Annotated in this window: 13 protein-coding genes; 6 read left to right on the plus strand and 7 right to left on the minus strand. The window is 32.5% G+C overall.

Annotated elements, in window-relative coordinates; all coding sequences use genetic code 11:
- Nucleotides 1-110 precede the first annotated feature (110 nt).
- The 3 genes from bshA to ACQQ6V_RS08965 all read left to right on the plus strand — a co-directional run bounded on the left by bshA (nucleotide 111) and on the right by ACQQ6V_RS08965 (nucleotide 2,813).
- Complete coding sequence (bshA, locus tag ACQQ6V_RS08955) at nucleotides 111-1,235, plus strand: N-acetyl-alpha-D-glucosaminyl L-malate synthase BshA (RefSeq protein ID WP_448845181.1); 1,125 nt, start codon at nucleotides 111-113, stop codon at nucleotides 1,233-1,235.
- 95 nt (nucleotides 1,236-1,330) lie between these two features.
- Nucleotides 1,331-2,602, plus strand: a complete 1,272-nt coding sequence (locus ACQQ6V_RS08960) for a DUF2851 family protein (RefSeq protein WP_448845182.1) — start codon at nucleotides 1,331-1,333, stop codon at nucleotides 2,600-2,602.
- Nucleotides 2,595-2,813, plus strand: a complete 219-nt coding sequence (locus tag ACQQ6V_RS08965) for a PspC family transcriptional regulator (protein WP_448845183.1) — start codon at nucleotides 2,595-2,597, stop codon at nucleotides 2,811-2,813. The genes ACQQ6V_RS08960 and ACQQ6V_RS08965 overlap by 8 nt, the downstream gene beginning before the upstream one ends.
- Before the next feature lie 64 nt (nucleotides 2,814-2,877).
- Here ACQQ6V_RS08965 and ACQQ6V_RS08970 read toward each other — a convergent pair whose 3' ends face one another.
- The 5 genes from ACQQ6V_RS08970 to lpxB form a co-directional block, all read right to left on the minus strand.
- A complete protein-coding gene (locus ACQQ6V_RS08970; RefSeq protein WP_448845184.1) occupies nucleotides 2,878-3,648 on the minus strand; it encodes a succinate dehydrogenase/fumarate reductase iron-sulfur subunit in 771 nt (256 codons plus the stop codon).
- Between the two features lie 24 nt (nucleotides 3,649-3,672).
- Nucleotides 3,673-5,685: a fumarate reductase/succinate dehydrogenase flavoprotein subunit gene (locus ACQQ6V_RS08975; protein WP_448845185.1), complete on the minus strand. Its 2,013-nt coding sequence runs from the start codon at nucleotides 5,683-5,685 to the stop codon at nucleotides 3,673-3,675.
- A 16-nt stretch (nucleotides 5,686-5,701) separates the two neighbouring features.
- Entirely contained in the window at nucleotides 5,702-6,370 is a 669-nt protein-coding gene (locus ACQQ6V_RS08980) for a succinate dehydrogenase cytochrome b subunit (RefSeq protein WP_448845186.1), read from the minus strand.
- Nucleotides 6,371-6,477: 107 nt separating this feature from the next.
- The gene (locus ACQQ6V_RS08985) at nucleotides 6,478-8,289 is read right to left on the minus strand and encodes a ComEC/Rec2 family competence protein (RefSeq protein WP_448845187.1); all 1,812 of its coding nucleotides are present in this window, start codon (nucleotides 8,287-8,289) and stop codon (nucleotides 6,478-6,480) included.
- Nucleotides 8,290-8,351: 62 nt separating this feature from the next.
- Nucleotides 8,352-9,458, minus strand: coding sequence for a lipid-A-disaccharide synthase (gene lpxB, locus ACQQ6V_RS08990; RefSeq protein ID WP_448845188.1), 1,107 nt, complete (start codon nucleotides 9,456-9,458; stop codon nucleotides 8,352-8,354).
- Between the two features lie 115 nt (nucleotides 9,459-9,573).
- On the opposite strand from lpxB, the gene ACQQ6V_RS08995 reads away from it, so the two are divergent.
- From ACQQ6V_RS08995 to ACQQ6V_RS09005, 3 genes are read left to right on the plus strand one after another with little or no spacing between them, the layout of a single operon-like run.
- Nucleotides 9,574-10,086: a DUF2480 family protein gene (locus ACQQ6V_RS08995; RefSeq protein ID WP_448845189.1), complete on the plus strand. Its 513-nt coding sequence runs from the start codon at nucleotides 9,574-9,576 to the stop codon at nucleotides 10,084-10,086.
- 32 nt (nucleotides 10,087-10,118) lie between these two features.
- Entirely contained in the window at nucleotides 10,119-10,589 is a 471-nt protein-coding gene (locus ACQQ6V_RS09000) for a nucleoside deaminase (protein WP_448845190.1), read from the plus strand.
- 60 nt (nucleotides 10,590-10,649) lie between these two features.
- A complete protein-coding gene (locus ACQQ6V_RS09005; RefSeq protein ID WP_448845191.1) occupies nucleotides 10,650-11,306 on the plus strand; it encodes a DUF937 domain-containing protein in 657 nt (218 codons plus the stop codon).
- 126 nt (nucleotides 11,307-11,432) lie between these two features.
- Here ACQQ6V_RS09005 and ACQQ6V_RS09010 read toward each other — a convergent pair whose 3' ends face one another.
- Together ACQQ6V_RS09010 and ACQQ6V_RS09015 are read right to left on the minus strand one after the other, a co-directional pair.
- The gene (locus tag ACQQ6V_RS09010; protein ID WP_448845192.1) at nucleotides 11,433-11,765 is read right to left on the minus strand and encodes a hypothetical protein; all 333 of its coding nucleotides are present in this window, start codon (nucleotides 11,763-11,765) and stop codon (nucleotides 11,433-11,435) included.
- Nucleotides 11,765-13,300 (minus strand): membrane-binding protein, encoded by a 1,536-nt coding sequence (locus ACQQ6V_RS09015; protein ID WP_448845193.1) that lies wholly within the window; start codon nucleotides 13,298-13,300, stop codon nucleotides 11,765-11,767. Before ACQQ6V_RS09015 ends, ACQQ6V_RS09010 begins: the two co-directional genes overlap by 1 nt.
- Nucleotides 13,301-13,408: the final 108 nt, after the last annotated feature.

Genomic DNA, 13,408 nt, shown 5'->3' on the forward strand with positions numbered 1-13,408 from the left:
AAAATTATAATTTATCCATTAATCTAATCTCTATTATCAATAATAAAGATTGGTTAAAGCAATAGATTTTTCAATAAAAAAACAATAAATTGGACTCAGAAAATAAAACAATGAAAATAGGAATATTATGCTACCCAACCTATGGAGGAAGCGGGATTGTTGCGACAGAATTAGGCATGATTCTGGCTCAGCAAGGACACGAAGTTCATTTCATAAGTTCTAATCTACCTGCGAGATTAGATATGACAAGATCTAATATATTCTTCCACAAAGTACAAGTAGAGAACTATCCTTTGTTCAAGTTTCCTCCGTATGACATTGCATTATCATCAACAATTTATCAAGTTGTTAGCTTATATGATCTAGATATTCTGCATGCGCATTACGCTATTCCTTTTGCTTATTGTGCTTTTTATGCTAAACAAATGCTTAAAGAAGACGGCAAAGATATCCCATTAATTACAACGCTTCACGGGACAGATATCACATTAGTAGGACAGCACCCTACTTATAATAAAGCAGTAGAATTCTCAATTAATCAATCTGAAGCGATTACTTCTGTCTCTGAAAGTTTAAAACAAAATACACTTAAAAATTTCAATATTAAAAAAGAAATTAAAGTCATTACCAACTTTATAGACAACAGCTTATTTATTGATAAAAGTACGTGCTGTCGTGACCAATTTGCCAAGCCTGAAGAAAAACTTCTGATACACGTTTCTAATCTACGTTCTGTAAAAAGAATTGAAGATGTATTAGAAATTTTTAAAAATGTAGAAAAGGATATTGATTGCAAATTAATAATAATTGGCGAAGGTCCAGATATGGAAAAAATCAATTGTTTCCTTACAGAAAACCCAGAGCTAATAAGTAAAATAAGACTTCTTGGTAAAGTTAATGAGCTTTACAGAATACTAAAATTAGCCGACTTATTCTTATTGCCATCAGAGCAAGAAAGCTTTGGACTTGCAGCTTTAGAAGCTATGGCTGCGGGCGTACCTGTTATCAGTAGTAATGCAGGTGGAATACCAGAGGTTAACATCCACGGAAAAACAGGTTTTGTTGCTAATATTGGCGATGTAGAAGCAATGACAAATTATGCTAAACAACTTCTTTCTGATCAGAACTTATTGGCGACAATGAAACAAAATGCCAAAGAAAATGCAGAACTTTTTGATATCAAAAATATAATTCCGCAATACATTAACCTTTATAATGAAGTATTGGCAAAGTAAAAAGTAGAGCCTTGGCTATGTTGCGTGGTTAAAATATTAACTTTAAAAAGTTACGACTCTTAAAAAATTGTATTTTAGAGTTATAAATAATTATCATGGTTAATGAAAGTATTTTGCAATTATTATGGGATAAGAAGCTATTTAAAAACTACAACTTTGTCTGCACGAAGGGCTTTCCTATAGAAATAATAGATTTTGGACAATGGAATTACAATCAGGGTCCAGATTTTCTAATTGCAAAAATAAAATACCAAGATATAATCTTCGTCGGAAATATAGAATTACATGTAAAAACATCCGATTGGACTCTTCATAAACATGACCAAGACTCTAACTACCAGAAAATAATACTGCATGTCGTTTTTGAAAATGATACCAGCCTAGAGAATATCGAATCAAAAAACATCCCAACTCTAGAACTCAAAAATTACATTGACGAAAGCGTTATACTACGCTATCAAAAACTGAACATAGAGAAGAGCCATTTTATTGCATGTGAAGAATTAGTACGAAAAAGCTATATACCATTATTTTTTCATGAAGAAAATATACTTAAAAAACTTAACGACAAGTCTTCAGAAATACAGCAACAACTCACAGATCTAAAAAATAATTATGAAGCGGTCTTATTTTCAAATTTGGCATATGCATTCGGGTTAAAAGTTAATGCAGAAATTTTTAAGCAAATTGCAGAAAGTATAGACTTTAACATTATTAATAAAATAAGACAAAATCCTAACGCTTTAGAAGCTTTATTTTTCGGGATTGCTGGTTGGTTAGATAATCCTGCAGATGCTCAAATGTTACTATGGAAGAGAGAATTTGATTTTTTAAAGTCAAAATATCAGTTATCCTCTATAACCATTAGTCCTAAGTTTTCTAAGTTACGACCTCCTAATTTCCCTACCATTAGATTATCTCAATTGTCACAATTGTATTATAACGAGCCACATTTATTTTCTAAAATTAAAGCAGACAAAAGTATTAGAGAATTAAAATCTATTTTCGAAAATACTAAAACCAGCAACTACTGGGATAATCATTATAATTTCGCTAAAGAATCAGGAGACAAATTAGAAAAGAAATTAAGTTCTGATTTTATAGAAATAATCATTATTAATGCAATCTTGCCGTTAAAATATTGGCTTGATCTACAAAAAGAAGACATTAATGATGATATTATTGAGTTTTATAAATCGTTAAAACCTGAAAAGAATAATGTTATCGACCATTGGAAAAATCTTGGGATAAAATCTAATAACACTTTAGAATCGCAATCATTATTATACCATTATAAAAATTCTTGCAACCATAAAAAATGCTTAAATTGCGGTATCGGATTAAAAATTCTAAAACAAAATGAGTAACATAAGACATCGCTTTGAGAGAGAATGGTTTGGAGTCTTAACTAGAATGGGTAGTAGACTAGGAATTCCTGTTTCTAAATTGCGGGTATTTTTCATTTATTCAACCTTTGCTACAGCTGGGATTTTCTTTTTATTTTATCTCGGTTTAGCTTTTACTTTATGGATAAAAGATTGTGTTGTCACAAAGCGCCCTAGCGTTTTTGATTTATAATACAAAATAGCCTTTCAGAAAATCCTGAAAGGCTATTTTTATATTTAAAATTCAATTTTAAAATTTATTTAGAACTACTTAGCGTTGCTGCTGCAAACTCTCTGTTCATTCTTGCAATGTTTTCTAGAGAAATTCCTTTAGGGCACTCTATCTCACAAGCTCCTGTGTTAGAACAGTTACCAAAGCCTTCGTCATCCATTGCCTGAACCATGCTAAGAACTCTTCTTGTTGCTTCTACTCTACCTTGTGGTAATAAGGCAAATTGAGATACTTTAGCACCAACAAAAAGCATTGCAGATCCATTTTTACAAGTTGCTACACAAGCACCACAACCGATACATGCAGCTGCGTCCATTGCTTTGTCTGCATCTTCTTTAGGCACAGGAATATTGTTAGCATCTGTCGTTCTACCAGAAGTATTAACAGAAATAAATCCTCCTGCAGCCATTACTCTATCAAAAGCACTTCTATCTACTACTAAATCCTTAATTACAGGAAAAGCGGCACTTCTCCAAGGTTCTATAACGATAGTTTCGCCATCTTTAAAATGACGCATGTGCAACTGACATGTTGTAATACCTGTGTCTGGACCATGTGCACGTCCATTAATATAAAGAGAACACATACCGCAAATTCCTTCACGACAATCGTGGTCAAAAGCCACTGGTTCTTTGCCTTCGTTAATTAAATTTTCATTTAAGATATCTAACATTTCTAAGAATGAAGAATCTGTAGATACATCTGATATTTTATAGGTGTCAAACTGACCTTTGGTTTTACTATTTTTTTGTCTCCAAATTTTCAGCGTAAGATGTAAGCCTTTTTTTGCACTCATAATTGTATATTTATTGGTTGGAGATTATTTGTAACTTCTGGTTTTAACTTCAATATTATCATACACTAAGTCTTCTTTGTGCATAGCTTCGTTATTGATGTCTGTCCCTTTATATTCCCAAGCAGCTACATACTTAAAGTTAACATCATCTCTCTCTGCTTCTCCATCTGGCGTAGAGTGATCTTCGCGGAAGTGACCTCCACAAGATTCGTTTCTATTAAGTGCATCTATTGCCATTAATTGTCCTAGTTCTAAGAAATCAGCCACACGAAGTGCTTTTTCTAGCTCTGGGTTCATTTCATTAGCATCTCCTGGTACTTTTACATTCTTCCAGAAATCATTTCTTACTTCTTCGATTTCTTTAATCGCTTCTCTAAGACCTTCTGGTGTTCTTCCCATACCTACTTTATTCCACATAATGTTTCCTAATTGCTTATGGAAATGATCTACAGAATGAGTACCATTATTAGTAATAAAGAAATTGATTCTATCATTAACTTCTTTTTCTACTACATTAAATTCTTCAGAATTAGTAGGGATAGCACCCGTTCTAATATCTGCTGAAAGATAATCAGCAATAGTATAAGGTAATACAAAATAACCATCTGCAAGACCTTGCATCAATGCAGAAGCTCCTAATCTATTAGCTCCATGATCAGAGAAATTAGCTTCTCCAATAACAAAACATCCAGGGATTGTAGATTGTAAATTATAGTCTACCCATACACCACCCATTGTGTAATGTACTGCAGGGTAAATTTTCATTGGAGTCTTATAAGGATCATCCGCAGTAATCTTTTCGTACATAACAAAAAGGTTACCATATTTTTCTTCAATCCAAGCTTTACCAAGATCATAGATCTGTTGTTCTGTTGGATTGTGTATATGTTTTTCGGTAGCAGACTCTCTACCCTTCTTCATAATCTCTGTAGAGAAATCTAGATATACACCTTCTTTGGTATCATTATTTTCTATACCAAATCCAGCATCACATCTTTCTTTACCAGCTCTAGATGCAACGTCTCTAGGTACTAAGTTACCGAATGCAGGATATCTTCTTTCTAAGTAATAATCTCTATCTTCTTCTTTAATACTTTCTGGTCTTAACTTACCTTCTCTTATCGCTACAGAATCTTCAATCTTTTTAGGAACCCAAATTCTTCCTGAGTTTCTAAGAGATTCTGACATCAAAGTTAATTTTGATTGTTGTGTCCCATGAACAGGAATACAAGTCGGGTGAATCTGTACATAACAAGGATTTGCAAAATATGCACCTCTTTTATGAATTTTCCATGCAGCAGAAACGTTAGATCCCATTGCATTAGTAGATAGGAAATACACGTTACCATAACCACCAGAAGCGATAACAACTGCGTGAGCAGAATGTCTCTCTACCTCACCTGTTACAAGGTTTCTAGAGATAATACCTCTTGCTTTACCATCAACAATCACAAGATCTAACATCTCGTGACGGTTATACATCTTAACTCTACCTTTACCAATCTGACGGCTCAATGCAGAATAAGCACCTAATAATAACTGTTGACCAGTCTGTCCTTTGGCATAGAATGTTCTTTTTACCTGAACACCACCGAAAGAACGGTTATCTAATTGCCCACCATAATCACGACCAAAAGGAACACCTTGTGCTACACATTGATCAATAATATTAGCAGAAACTTCAGCAAGACGATAGACATTAGCCTCTCTTGCACGATAATCTCCACCTTTTATAGTATCATAAAATAATCTATAAGTAGAATCTCCATCACCTTGATAATTTTTAGCAGCATTAATACCACCTTGAGCGGCAATAGAGTGTGCTCTTCTTGGAGAATCTTGGTAACAAAATGCTTTTACATTATAACCTTGCTCAGCTAAAGTTGCTGCTGCAGAACCTCCTGCTAGACCTGTACCAATAACAATAATATCAATTTTATCACGGTTGTTAGGCGCAACAAGGTTCATGTGGTCTTTATGATTACTCCACTTATCCTTAAGCGGACCTCCTGGAATTTTTGAATCTAAATTACTCATTCTAATTATATTGATATTATTGAGTTACAAAGTGAAATAATGCGATAAAAATGAATCCAAATGGAATCAAGATAGAATACCAAGTTCCAAATGCTTTAATAATAGGTGTGTACTTTGGATGTCTCGCGCCAATAGATTGAAAAGATGACTGAAAACCATGTGATAAGTGCAATCCTAAAAGAATAAATGAAACCACATAGAAAGCCACTCTAAGAGGACTCTCGAATTTAGCATGAAGCTCTCCCCAGAATCTTGTCATATCAAGCGCATTACCATTACCAGGCACATACTTGTAAGTCATCTCATGAAACCAAAAATCATACATGTGAAGTACCAAAAATGATAAAATAACTAATCCAGAGATAATCATATTTCTTGACATCCAAGAAGAATTAGCTGCAGCACCATTAACAGCATACTTTACAGGTCTAGCTTTATTATTTTTTGCTTCTAAAATAAATCCCATAATAAAATGGAAAAAAACCGCAAAAATTAAAACCGGCTGCATAAGATACTGTATCATTGGGTTATAGCCCATAAAATACGAAGCGCCGTTAAAAGGACCATCTTCTCCAAATACAGAAAGCATATTTGTAAAAAGGTGCATCACTAAGAAAACCAGCAAAAACATTGCTGATAATGCCATTGCATATTTTCTACCGATAGTAGAGGAAAATCCTGCCATAATTCTTAAATTATTTGAATACGCACAAAGTTAAAAAAATGTTAATAGATACGAGAGTGAGAAATGTCACAATTCAATAGTTTGTAATCTTTCTAAATAAACCTGTGTTAATTATGAATTCGGTCGTTATCAAGATTATATTTTCGCTTATTATAGATGATGGTTGTCACGCCTTTTTCTGTAGAAATCACTTTATAATCACTTACTCTTCTTGCTGTTAAATAAGGATTAATGACTGATTTCCGCAAATATTCTTCCTTAATGGAATCCTTAATAATAAATAAAACTTGTTCTTTTTCTTTTATAATCAAGATTTTATCTTTAAAATTTTCAACTAAAACAACTTCATCTTTTCTAGCATAATAGAAATTAATCAATATTCTAACCCCAAAGAACAGCAAAATAACGAAGGATAAATTGATGATATTTCTATAGGTAAACTTCTGGATAAATCCTCTCAAGTAATAAAATCCTAACAAACAAATCAAAACTTCAACCAATCCAAAACTAATATTATCATGATAAAAAGAGTCAGATGATGCAAAAAAATGAATTAACTTAAGAAGCCAGTCAATAAAAAAATCATAAACAACATCAACAAAACTCCAATAAATATTGAAAGAATACATAATAACCATTATGATTGAAAATATAATAACAACCTCAGAAAAAGGAAGAACCACCAAATTTGCGATGATAGATACAACCGAAAACTGATGAAAATAGTATAAAACCAAAGGTAATGTTGCTAATTGCGCCGACAAAGAGATGCTTACAATACTGTAAAATAAGGTCTCTAATTTATATTTTGGCTTTCTAAACTTTTTAAGAATAATTGGATTTAGCCAATAAATACCAAATACAGCTAGATAGCTTAACTGAAATCCTACATCGTACAATTGTTGTGTATCAACTATCAAAATAATAAATGCAGATACCGCCATAGAATGTAACAAATCTGGTTTTCTTTGTAAAATTACCATCATATAATACATTGTAACCATAATGCATGATCTCACAACAGAACTGCCATAATCTATAAAAATAGCAAACATCCAAATTAGTATCAACGTAATTATTATTGGCAATTTTCTATTCTTATATGAGAAAATCGGCTTTATAATTATTAATATTAACCAGAAAATTATTGCCATGTGCGATCCAGAAATCGCTAAAAAATGCATCAACCCAGATTTCCCAAAATCCTGAACCATCTCAGCATCCATCTCTGTACGATCGGCAAGAATAATTCCCTTCAAGAACTCTTTATTTCTCGGATGTAGAGAAGATTGATTAATATTTATAAGCGTAGCAAGTCTTTTTTGCTTGATTAGATCATTCAAAGAAATCTGCAATTTACTTTGGCTCAAAATATCGCCTTTTATATAAGTTTGAAAATAAATACCTTGCCTAGACAGATAATTATAATAATCAAATTGAAAATCCGCTGATGTTTTTTTGACAGGATTAATATAAACCTCAGCCTGATAATAATGCTCAAAATCTAGTAATGACTGATCTTTCGGGATATTTACAATCGACAGAAAAGCAGTAAAATTATCAGACGGTAAAGATTGTACTTTTAGAATTTCTATCTCGTAACGGCGATTCTTTTTGTTGCTATTAAGCTTCTTTTTTAATTGAAAAACAACCATCTGTTTTGGCTTTTCAATTTTGGGCAAATCAGGAATTATGGAGTTTTGCCAATGACAAAACAATCCTAATCCAAAAAAGAAAAAACCAAGCAAATAATTTTTTAGTCTTACAAGAATTTCAATTTTAAATCTTAAAAGAATTAGCCCTAAAAACGAAACCACTAACACAGAAATAGACACCCAAATATCCCAAGAAAAATAATCTTGAGAAAAAATCCCAAAACAAAAGACCAACAACATTATTAGTAAAGGTTGTTTTGACATTTTTCATTATTTTAATTGTGTTAAACTAAAAATAATGAATTTCAGAACTCGAAGCGTAAAAATTATTTTATGTTAAATATGATATCTGCTGCAACATTACTTGCACCACTTCCTCCAAGATTTTCTCTTAATATTTGGTAACTAGCTAACATTTTTTCACGAGAATCACCCTCTAGAATTTTATTTAATTCTAAAACTAAATTCTTCGTATTAAGATCATCTTGGATCAACTCTGTCACCACTTCTCTATCCATAATTAGATTAACAAGTGAGATATATTTGATATGTTTTACAAGACGTTTTGCAATTTCATAAGAAATTTTACTACTACGATAGCACACAACTTCTGGTGTATTGAGTAATGCCGTTTCTAGAGTTGCCGTACCAGAAGTCACCAACGCTGCTTTAGAAACCCGAAGCAAATCATATGTTTTATTAGATACAAAATGTACATCTTCATCTACAAATTGTTGATAAAAAGATTTCGGTAAGCTTGGAGCACCCGCAATTACAAATTGATAATTTTTAAAATGAGAGCGTACAGATAGCATTAACTCTAACATTTTCTTAACTTCTTGCTCTCTACTACCTGGCAATAATGCAATAATAGGTAAGTCATTAAGTTGATTTTCTTTTTTGAAATCTACCTCGGATACAGGTTGTAATCCCGATATAGCATCCAAAAGCGGATGACCTACAAAATGAGCATTAACTTGATGTTTTTGATAGAATTCTTTTTCGAAAGGCAAGATCACCAACATCTCGTCCACATATTTTTTGATCGTTTCTACTCGACCTTCTTTCCAAGCCCATAATTGTGGAGAAATATAATAAACAACCTTTATTCCTAATGATTTTGCAAACTTGGCAATTCTTAAATTAAAGCCGGGATAATCAATCAAAATCAAAACATCTGGCTGATGTTCTTGGATATCTTTTTTACAAATTTTAATATTTTTAAGAATAGTTCCTAGATTCTGAACAACCTCTACAAAGCCCATAAAAGCAAGATCTCGATAATGTTTTACCATGTTACCGCCTTGTGCTTGCATAAGATCTCCACCCCAAAATCGGAATTCTGCGTTTGGATCTTTTAATTTTAAAGCTTTCATAAGATTAGAACCATGCAGATCTCCAGAAGCTTCGCCAGCTATCAAATAATATTTCAACGTCGTGTAAAGGTTTTTTAGATTATATCAATTAACATCTTGCATTTAACCGAAGACTTTTAATTTTAATAACCGTATATTTAACTTAATTTTGTGTAAAGATAAAAATAATAAAATGTCCAACGAATTCGAGATCCGTAATAAAGTTGCTGAAAATACCAGTCTAGTTAACTTTGATCTTTCTAGCTTGATGCCAAAAGGTCAAAAATTAGGCATAGACCTTAAGGATTTTCTTTACCAAGGTCTTATCCTACGCGAGAAAGACTACAGAGAAAAAATTGCTAATATAGATATAGAACAGTATCGCGATACTTTTGTATATGTCTTTTGTTCTGAAGATACCATTATCCCATTATGGGCTTATTTTTTGATCTCAGCTAGATTAACAGATGTTACCAAGAAAATTGTTTTTGGGAGCAGAGAAGATCTTAATGTTTTATTGATGCACAACGCTATAAAAACTTATGATTATTCTAAGTTAAAAGATAAACGTGTTTTGGTAAAAGGTTGCTCTGACGAAGAAATACCCAACAATGCTTACATAGAGTTAGTAGAACAACTGAAGCCAATTGCAAAGACGCTAATGTTTGGCGAAGCTTGCAGCAACGTTCCTATTTTTAAGAATTAGATTTTATATCTTTAGATTCTAAACTTATAATTATGAATCAAAAAGAGAATTTCATGAAGAGAGCTATTGCTTGCTCATGTGAAAACATTGATCTTGGAGGCGGACCTTTTGGTGCCGTCATCGTAAAAAATGGAAAAATCATTGCAGAAGGAAGCAATAAAGTCACTATTAACAATGATCCTACCGCACATGCAGAAGTTGTAGCTATAAGAAATGCAGCACAGCATCTTAATGATTTCAACTTGTCGGGATGCGAAATCTACACTTCTTGTGAACCTTGTCCCATGTGCCTTAGTGCTATCTACTGGGCCAGAATAGACAAAATATACTATGCTAACACGCGCGAAGATGCTAAAGATATAAACTTTGATGATTCTTTAATTTATGATGAAGTTGCATTGCCAATAGAAAAGAGAAAAATCCCAATGATACCTTTATTGAGAGAAGAAGGAATATTAGCTTTTGAAAAATGGGAAAATAAGGAAAACAGAAAAGAGTATTAAGATTACTATTTTTCGGTATAAAATTTGTTAATTTGGCTACACAATAAAAATCAAAACACTATGAGTCTAATAGACCTTTTAACAGGAAACTCCAGCAATAAAGTTGCAGAACAGGCAGAAAATAAATTCGGGATTAGTAAAAATCAAATTATTGCTCTACTAGCTGTAGCAACACCTTTGGTTATCTCTTATCTTAGAAAAAAATCCCAAGATAGCAAAGAGGCAGAAGCTCTTAATAACGCATTAGACAAAGATCACGACGGAAGTATCCTGAATGATCCCGCACAAGCTGTTAACAGACAAGATGAAGGTAGCTCTATCTTAGATCACATTTTCGGTGGTAATAAATCTAATGTTGAAAATCAGCTTTCTGCAAACACAGGAATTTCGATGGACAAAATCGGACCAATTTTAGCGATGCTTGCTCCAGTGATTATGGGATATATTGGTAAAGAAAAACAACAAAATAATGTTGGTGCAGGAGGTTTAGGAGACTTATTAGGTGGTATTTTGGGTAACGCATCCAATCAAGCGCAATCACAAGCTTCTAATCCGCTTAACGATATCTTAGGAAGTGTTTTAGGCGGTGGCGGACAATCATCTTCTAGCAATCCTCTTAATGATATTCTAGGAAGTGTTCTTGGTAACAACAACAATCAGCAACAACCAAAAGAAGGTGGATTGGGAGGCTTATTAGGAAGCATTTTTGGTAAGTAACACTTTATTTTCACTAAAATACTGAAAGTCATCAGTATCTATAATATAACAATCCAAAGTATAATGTATACTTTGGATTGTTTTTTTTTAATTAATAATTAGCTACTATAAAACTTTAATATTCTCTCAATAACGCAGTGATTTGCTTTCTTTAAAGCTAGCAATTAGATAGTAAGCAACAAAAACTGTAGAGAATCTAATAATAGACGGAATCGCTATTTCAAACTTGAAAAATACTAATCCCAAAATCACCAAAATAGCAACTCCTATAAAGGAAAACCCCATTTTTTTTGGTAATTGCCAATCGATGCGGTCTACAAAATATGCCATCCCCCAGCCTAAACCAAAGGCAAATGCGTAATACAAATCTATTTTCCAATTGCCACTTCCGGACACAAAATAATTGAGTAGAAAACTAATTACAGTTCCTAGTAATAAATATATAATTGATCTTTTCATTAATAATATTCGCTATATAACAGTTGATCCTCTTGGATATATACATCTGCAGCATAATAAGTGCCTTCTTGATTGTCACCAATCAAGATTTTATTTTCTTGGACTAGCTTTAGATTTTCGTCGTATACTTTTATAATGATCCACTTTCCGCTACGTTCTAATTCTCTAGTCTGATCGTATGTTTTAACTTTTATCTTACCGCTTTGTAATAATCCATCTTTAATAACAGATTTATTAGCCGCTTTACCATTAACATATTGTACAATATCTGCCGTAAAGCCTTCTTCCCAATCTAATCCTTGGGTTAACTTAAAAATAATCTTGCCATCATTATCATAATTAATGGTTTCATATTGATTTTTGGAAACCAAAAATTTCTTCTGAGACATTAACTTCCCTTCTTCAAAAAATATTTTAGAATCCTGCAATATACCATTTTTATAGATCTGTTCTTTATTATAATCATACAATGTACCATCATAAGCAACACCATCTTTGTATGTCAAAGAACCTTTAAGAGAGCCATTTTCATTATAATAATTAATTTTTTGCTCTTGATCATTTTCTAAGAAAGTCTCACTAGATAATTTCCCATTATCATCATAAGCTTTGCGATTAATTACAGATCCTTCTTTGTAAGTATCTATACTAACAAAATAAGTATTTTCGTAATCATACTGATAATCAACACCATCGTAAGGACTTTGGTAAGTACTATCATCCAATGCTTTGTAAGTTAGCTCTCCTATTTCTTTTCCGTTTTCGTCGTAAGTTCTTTTATAGCTGCTTTTCTTATCTCTTTTTTCTTCTTGAAGAACTTTTCCATTTCTTGCGTAGAGAGTACCTTCTTTTACTTCGCCGTCATTTCCATATTTTTCAAATTTAGAAATTTGCATTGGATTATAATAATATGCTACATCAATTCCTTTTATTTTATAATCTGATGTATAGATTTTACTGCCAAGATATTTACCTTTATCGCCGTAAAATTTTATTTCCGTATTACCTTTTTTGTCGACTATTGTTTCCTGTCTAATTCCTTTTATATCATCATCATAGACAATAGATTGCGCAAGTTCTCCATTCTTAAACTCACTAATCGTGTTACTATCACTTCCGTATTCTGTATCTTTATAAACAGTTGTTTTCCCAGAAAACAAACCTTCTGCATCGTACACAACATCTTCTGTTAATCTACCTTTGTTATCAAAAGATTGAGCTGCTCCATTCTGAACTCCTTTTGCAAACGTCCCAAAATTCTGAATTTTACCATCTGGATAATACCAAGTCACTTTACCCTCATAGACTTCTGCGCCAGGTGTTGCATCAGACACCAATCCTTCCATCTGTAACGTTCCATTCTTGTAAAAATCTTTTACTAGAGTCAAAGTACCCTGCTTCGCACTCTCTCGGTAAAACTCCATTTTATCTTTGCTAGTAACTTCCCAATTTTCGTCAAAATAAGTTTTTTGTTGAGAAAAGGCATTTCCACTGATAACAACCGCAAATAAAACGGAAGTGAATAATTTTTTCATAAATTTTATTTCTACTTGTTCAATTAAAAGCTAAAGGTAAAAAAAACGAATATAATCTTAGTCAACAAACACTATTTATCCTTTAAATTCACTGGTTCCAGCTAGTAT

Source organism: Chryseobacterium electrogenes (genome assembly GCF_053553015.1).

What these genes read in the sequence shown, in the direction of transcription:
- ACQQ6V_RS09010 (WP_448845192.1), bottom strand. Translation starts at nt 11,765, where the DNA reads ATGAAAAGATCAATTATATATTTATTACTAGGAACTGTAATTAGTTTT.
- ACQQ6V_RS08975 (WP_448845185.1), bottom strand. Translation starts at nt 5,685, where the DNA reads ATGAGTAATTTAGATTCAAAAATTCCAGGAGGTCCGCTTAAGGATAAG.
- ACQQ6V_RS08960 (WP_448845182.1), top strand. Translation starts at nt 1,331, where the DNA reads ATGGTTAATGAAAGTATTTTGCAATTATTATGGGATAAGAAGCTATTT.
- bshA (WP_448845181.1), top strand. Translation starts at nt 111, where the DNA reads ATGAAAATAGGAATATTATGCTACCCAACCTATGGAGGAAGCGGGATT.
- ACQQ6V_RS09005 (WP_448845191.1), top strand. Translation starts at nt 10,650, where the DNA reads ATGAGTCTAATAGACCTTTTAACAGGAAACTCCAGCAATAAAGTTGCA.
- ACQQ6V_RS08965 (WP_448845183.1), top strand. Translation starts at nt 2,595, where the DNA reads ATGAGTAACATAAGACATCGCTTTGAGAGAGAATGGTTTGGAGTCTTA.
- ACQQ6V_RS08980 (WP_448845186.1), bottom strand. Translation starts at nt 6,370, where the DNA reads ATGGCAGGATTTTCCTCTACTATCGGTAGAAAATATGCAATGGCATTA.
- ACQQ6V_RS08970 (WP_448845184.1), bottom strand. Translation starts at nt 3,648, where the DNA reads ATGAGTGCAAAAAAAGGCTTACATCTTACGCTGAAAATTTGGAGACAA.
- ACQQ6V_RS08985 (WP_448845187.1), bottom strand. Translation starts at nt 8,289, where the DNA reads ATGTCAAAACAACCTTTACTAATAATGTTGTTGGTCTTTTGTTTTGGG.
- ACQQ6V_RS09000 (WP_448845190.1), top strand. Translation starts at nt 10,119, where the DNA reads ATGAATCAAAAAGAGAATTTCATGAAGAGAGCTATTGCTTGCTCATGT.
- ACQQ6V_RS09015 (WP_448845193.1), bottom strand. Translation starts at nt 13,300, where the DNA reads ATGAAAAAATTATTCACTTCCGTTTTATTTGCGGTTGTTATCAGTGGA.
- ACQQ6V_RS08995 (WP_448845189.1), top strand. Translation starts at nt 9,574, where the DNA reads ATGTCCAACGAATTCGAGATCCGTAATAAAGTTGCTGAAAATACCAGT.